Source organism: Burkholderia sp. IO2, from assembly GCF_029522185.1.
Lineage (GTDB): Bacteria > Pseudomonadota > Gammaproteobacteria > Burkholderiales > Burkholderiaceae > Burkholderia > Burkholderia cenocepacia.
Map to the genome: position 1 here is coordinate 1 of NZ_JAKWFH010000121.1, position 4971 is coordinate 4971.

Genomic DNA, 4971 nt, shown 5'->3' on the forward strand with positions numbered 1-4971 from the left:
AGTGTCTTGGTGCCGGCCTCTCCAGCCAGGTACGCCTGAACCACTCGACGCCGAAAACGTTCGTCGTACTTCGTCATGAAAAACACCCCAAAGGTTGGATCTAGTCCAACTTTTGGGGTGCAGTTCACAGAAGCGGGCCGCTTTCGTCATGCGTGCATTTGCGCGATGCGCCGGGCGTTACGCGGTGCGCGTGCCGCGCGGCAGCACCTCGTCCGTCTTGCCGGGTGCACCCGCATCGTCGATGCTGACCCGGCGCGAGATCAGCCACACGCACAGCGACGACAGCACGGCGGCACTCGCGTACTGGATCGCGAGCGGCCACCAGTGCGGCGTGGTGTTCTGCGCGATGACGGTCGCCACCAGCGGCGTGAGGCCGCCGGCGAGCGCGCCGCACACCTGGTACGCGATCGAGATCGCCGTATAGCGGATCCGCGCGACGAAGATGCCGCTGACGAAGCCCGCGACCACCGAGTAGTAGCCCGATTCCGCGAGCGTCGCGAGGCCGACGCCGACCGTGATCGACACCGGCGTGCCGAGGTGCACGAGCGGCAGCATCACGAACGGGACGATCATCGCCCAGGCGCCGGTGATCAGCAGCACGCGCGTGGTGCCGAAGCGTTGCGCGAGGAACGCGGCCGCGAGCTGCACGACGAACTGCAGCACCGCGACGATCGTCATGCAATGCAGCACCATCGACCGGTCGAGCGACAGGAACTGCGTCGCATAACTGATCATGAAGATGTTGCTGAAATACACGCCGGCGATCCCGTACACGTTCGCGCCGATCGCGAGCAGCAGCAGCGGCCAGTACTTGAGCGCTTCGCGCACCGGGTTCCGCGCGGTGTTGCCGCTCTTCCTGACTTCCTCGAACTCGGGCGACTCGGACACGCTCGCGCGGATCACGAAGCCGACGACCAGCAGCACGGCGCTCGCGAGGAACGGCACGCGCCAGCCCCAGCTCATCATGTCGTCCTTCGACAGCGTGCTGATCGCGCCGAACGCGAGCATCGACAGGATCAGGCCGCTCGCGCTGCCGAGCTGCGCGAACGACGCGAAGAACGTACGCTTGCCTTCCGGCGCGTGCTCGCCGGCCAGCAGTACCGCGCCGCCCCATTCGCCGCCGACCGCGATGCCTTGCAGCACGCGCATCAGCACGAGCAGGATCGGTGCGACCACGCCGGCTTGCGCGTGGGTCGGCAGCAGGCCGATCGCGACCGTCGACACGGCCATCAGCATCAGCGTCGCGAGCAGCGACCGCTTGCGGCCGAAGCGGTCGCCGAGATAGCCGAACAGCACGCCGCCGAGCGGCCGCGCGAAGAAGCCGACCGCGAACGAGCCGAACGACGCGAGCAGGCTGATGAAGCGGTTTTCGCCGGGAAAGAACAGCGGCCCGAATACGATGGCGGCGGCGGTCGCGTAACTATAGAAGTCGTACCACTCGATCGTGGTGCCGACGAACGAAGCGAGCGCTGCCCGCTTCGGTTGCTTGACGGAAGTCCCCATCTTTGTGTGTGCTCCTCTGGAATCCTCTGATTTGGAATAGATGGCGGTGCGGGGATCAGTCGCGGTACGCGACGCCCGGCAGCACGCACAGCAGCTCGTACGCGAGGTTCGCGCCGAGCAGCGCCGTGGTGCCGAACGGGTCGTACGGCGGCGCGACTTCGACGAGATCGCAGCCGACGATGTTCAGCCCCTTCGCGCCGCGGATGATCTCGAGCGCCTGCGGCACCGTGAGGCCCGCGATTTCCGGCGTGCCGGTGCCCGGCGCGTAGGCGGGGTCGATGCCGTCGATGTCGAAGCTGATGTAGACGGGCGTGTCGCCGATGCGCGCGCGCACTTCTTCCATCAGCGGCGCGAGCGACTTGTTCCAGCATTCCTCGGCCTGGACGACGCGGAAGCCCTGCTCGCGGCACCAGTCGAAATCCTCGGCCGCGTAGCCGGTGCCGCGCAGGCCGATCTGCGTGACCTTGTCGCCGTGCAGCAGGCCTTCCTCGACCGCGCGACGGAACGGTGTGCCGTGCGCGATCTTTTCACCCATCATCGTATCGTTCACGTCGGCGTGTGCATCGACGTGGATCAATGCAACCTTGCCGTGCTTGCGGTGGATCGCGCGCAGGATCGGCAGCGCGATCGTATGGTCGCCGCCGAGCGTGATCGGCTTGCAGTCGTGCTCGAGAATCGCGTCGTACGCGGCCTCGATGCGGGCGATCGAATCGTGCAGGTTGTACGGATTGATCGCGACGTCGCCGATGTCGGCGATCTGCAGCGAATCGAAGGGTGCTGCGCGGGTGGCCATGTTGTACGGGCGCAGCAGCACGGATTCGGTGCGGATCTGGCGCGGGCCGAAGCGCGCGCCGGTGCGGTTGGACGTGCCGAGGTCGAACGGCACGCCGACGAAACAGGCGTCGAGGCCTTCGGCGCTCGCCACGTGCGGCAGGCGCATCATCGTCGCGATGCCGCCGCAGCGCGGCATTTCATTGCCGCCGAGCGGCTGGAAATGGGTGTGGTCGTTCATGGGGGCGTCTCTTCCAGTGTGGGGTTGCCGTATCATGCGACGCGGCTTGGCGCACAGTTTTACGCGCTCCGCCGGGAAAGAAGAATGCGAAGATATCGACGTAAACATCGATTCTCATCGATGTATGGAAGGGGATGAACGTGCTGGGGAATCTGTCGACCCTCGATCTGCGGTTGATCCGCGTGTTTCTCGCGGTCACGGACGCGGGCGGCGTGTCGGCCGCGCAGGCGGTGCTGAACGTCGGCCAGTCGACGATCAGCGCGCAACTGTCGTCGCTCGAGACGCGGCTCGGCTACCGGCTCTGCGAACGCGGCCGCAGCGGCTTCCGGCTCACGCCGAAGGGCGAGCGGTTCCACGCGATGAGCCGCAAGCTGCTCGCGGCGCTCGACGAATTCGGGATGGCCGCGCGGCACATGGACCGCCAGCTGGTCGGCACGCTGAACATCGGCCTGATCGGCCATACGCCGGTGAGCCAGAATGCGCGGATCGCCGAGGCGATCGCCGCGTTCCGCACGCGCGATGAGGCCGTGCGCTTCTCGATTTCGGTGCGCGCCCCCGGCGATCTCGAGGAGAAGCTGCTGAGCGACGAGATCCAGATCGCGGTCGGCTATTTCTGGCACCGCGTGCCGTCGCTGCATTACACGCCGCTGTTCATCGAGCGTCAGGTCGCGTATTGCGGCCGCGGCCATCCGCTGTTCGACGGCGCGGGCACGCTGACGCCGGCCGACGTCGCGGGCTTCGAATGGGCGTGGCGCTCGTATCCGCTGCCCGAGGCGCAACTGTCGACGACGCCCGACCGCGTGACCGCGACCGCCGACAACATGGAGGCCGTCGCGCTGCTGATCCTGTCCGGCCACCATCTCGGCTACCTGCCGCAGCATTTCGCGGCGCCGTACGTCGCGCAGGGGCTGCTCGCGCCGCTCAATCCGGAGCAACTGCGCTACGACGTGACGTTCCACATGGTCGTCGCGCGCAACGGGCGCGGGAATCCGCTCGTGGAGGCGTTCCTCGAGGATCTCGAGCGCGCGCATCAAGCGCCGGACGTCGCATGACACCGGCGCAGCCGGCAATGTGAACGAGCGTTGCGGCCGGCCGGGCTGGCCGGCCCGGCGCGCATCACGGCACCGGCAAACCCGCGTCGTGCTTCACCTCGCGCAGCGACAGCGCGGATTCGATCGACGTCACGCCCGGCAGCATCCGCAGCGAATCGCGCAGGAACGTGCCGTAGTCGTCGAGGTCGCGCGCGACCACCTGCAGCAGGTAATCGGCCGTGCCCGCGACGTTGTGGCACGCGAGAATCCGCTCGATGCCGAGCACTTCCCGTTCGAACCGGTCGGCGACCTTGCGGTCGTGCGTCGCGAACCGCACGAGCACGAACGCGACCACGCCGAAGCCGAGCGCCTGGCGTGACAGCTGCGCACGATAGCGCTCGATGTAGCCGTCGTTTTCGAGACGTTTGAGGCGCCGGGCGCAAGGCGTCTCGGACAGGCCCACGGATTCGGCGAGCCGTGCGATCGGCAGCCGGCCGTCGCGTTGCACCGCAGCGAGGATCGCGCGGTCGGTTTTGTCGAGGTCGATCATGTTGGCGGAATCCTTGTTCTGACCGGAGGATTGTGGCGGATTCCCCCACGAATCGCCAAGCCTCGGCCAAAGATGGCCAATAATCCCTCCTCCTTCAGCGGCAACATATCGTCATTGGAGGACGGGGGCGGACCATGATTTCCACGCATTTGCTGTTGATTTATCTCGCCGCGCTGGCGGCCATTTATGCGGTGCCGGGGCCCGACATGGCGCTCGTGCTGCAGACCAGCATCGGCCGCGGCGTGCGGCCGGGGATGGCGGCGGCAGCCGGCCTGTCGCTCGCGCGCACCGCGCACGTGACGCTGTCGGCATGCGGCGTCGCGGCGCTGATCCGTAGCGCGCCGTGGCTGTACGAAGTGATCCGCTACGGCGGCGCGCTCTATCTCGCGTATGTCGCGATCCAGGTGTTCCGCTCGCCGGTGTTCGCGCTCGGCGACGGCGACGCGGCGGCGGGCGAGTTGCGGCAGTCGTTCGTGAAGGGGCTGCTGACCAACCTGCTGAACCCGAAGGCGCTGCTGTTCTGCTCGGTGCTGCTGCCGCAGTTCGTGCGGCCCGAGGCCGGGCCGGTCGTCTGGCAGATGTTCGAGCTCGGCGCGCTGCTGGTGGCGGCCGGCGTGTGCTTCGACCTCGCGTGCGTGTTCGGCGCGTCGCGCATCGCGGCGTGGATGCGTGCGCATCCGCTCGCGCAGACGGTGCAGCGCTGGACCTTTTCCGCGGCGCTGATCGGGTTCGCGCTGCGGCTGTCGATGGACTGAGTAACCGTCTTCCGAGTCAAGCCCGATGAAGTGAATCGTCCCAAGGCGTGTTGGTTTTGACCATGGCATTGAGCATGGTTAGGAGCTTGCGCATGCAGGCAACAAGCGCGACCTTGGACA

General features: G+C 67.1%; 5 protein-coding genes and 1 pseudogene. 2 read left to right on the plus strand and 4 right to left on the minus strand.

Going from position 1 to position 4971, the window contains the following annotated elements; translation table 11 throughout:
• Positions 1–177 precede the first annotated feature (177 nt).
• Positions 178–1503 carry an MFS transporter gene (locus MMB92_RS34940; protein ID WP_006495119.1) on the minus strand — a complete coding sequence of 442 codons (1326 nt, stop codon included), beginning with the start codon at positions 1501–1503 and terminating at the stop codon, positions 178–180.
• Between the two features lie 55 nt (positions 1504–1558).
• Positions 1559–2515: an agmatinase gene (speB, locus tag MMB92_RS34945; protein WP_006495120.1), complete on the minus strand. Its 957-nt coding sequence runs from the start codon at positions 2513–2515 to the stop codon at positions 1559–1561.
• A 140-nt stretch (positions 2516–2655) separates the two neighbouring features.
• Between speB and MMB92_RS34950 the strand changes: the two genes are divergently transcribed.
• Complete coding sequence (locus tag MMB92_RS34950; protein WP_034203465.1) at positions 2656–3567, plus strand: LysR family transcriptional regulator; 912 nt, start codon at positions 2656–2658, stop codon at positions 3565–3567.
• A 64-nt stretch (positions 3568–3631) separates the two neighbouring features.
• Here the strand turns inward: MMB92_RS34950 and MMB92_RS34955 are convergent, their stop codons facing one another.
• Entirely contained in the window at positions 3632–4096 is a 465-nt protein-coding gene (locus MMB92_RS34955; protein WP_006488501.1) for an Lrp/AsnC family transcriptional regulator, read from the minus strand.
• A gap of 134 nt (positions 4097–4230) precedes the next feature.
• Between MMB92_RS34955 and MMB92_RS34960 the strand changes: the two genes are divergently transcribed.
• A complete protein-coding gene (locus MMB92_RS34960) occupies positions 4231–4851 on the plus strand; it encodes a LysE family translocator (RefSeq protein WP_006488495.1) in 621 nt (206 codons plus the stop codon).
• Between the two features lie 16 nt (positions 4852–4867).
• On the opposite strand, the pseudogene MMB92_RS34965 reads toward MMB92_RS34960, so the two are convergent.
• A pseudogene (locus tag MMB92_RS34965) lies at positions 4868–4971 on the minus strand (IS110 family transposase); the annotation flags it as partial.